1 protein-coding gene is annotated in these 725 nt (G+C 48.0%); it reads left to right on the forward strand.

The annotated features are described in order from the left end of the window. Positions 1–725 (forward strand): PTS fructose transporter subunit IIC (locus tag R7P74_RS26340; protein WP_318123591.1); only part of this gene is annotated, 725 nt, incomplete at both ends.

The following is a 725-nucleotide window of genomic DNA, read 5'->3' on the forward strand; positions in this document are numbered from 1 at the left end:
CCAACTTAAGAAGATCCCTCTTTCTGCTAACATGACTGCGTTGGGCGCTTACTTCATCTACCCACTTGTTGGTACGCTTATCTCTGCAGGTATCGTTCTATGGGGTATCGGTGAGCCAATCAAGATCTTCATGGCTTCTATGAACGAATTCCTAGCTTCTATGGCTGGCGCTTCTAAAGTGGTTCTAGGTACGATTCTTGGTGGTATGACTGCATTCGATATGGGCGGTCCAATCAACAAAGTAGCAACGCTATTCGCTCAAACTCAAGTTGATACTCAACCATGGCTAATGGGTGGTGTTGGTATCGCAATCTGTACGCCTCCTCTAGGTATGGCACTAGCAACATTCCTATTCAAGAAGAAGTTCACTAAGCAAGAGCAAGAAGCAGGTAAAGCAGCAGCAATCATGGGCTCTATCGGTATCTCTGAAGGTGCTATCCCATTCGCAGCAAACGACCCTGTACGCGTTCTTCCTTCAATCGTTGCTGGTGGTATCGTTGGCTGTGTGTTCGGCTGCCTAACAGACGTACTACTACACGCACCATGGGGCGGTCTAATCACAGCACCTGTATCAAGCAACATCCCAATGTACGTTGTAGGTATCGCACTAGGCTCACTAACAACAGCAGTTATCGTTGGCTTCTGGAAACCAGTTGCTGAAGAAGAAGCAGAAGACGAAATCGTTGAAGCAGAACCTGCACAAGCTCAAGCGGCTCCAGCAGCAG

The organism is Vibrio sp. 2033, assembly GCF_033339735.1.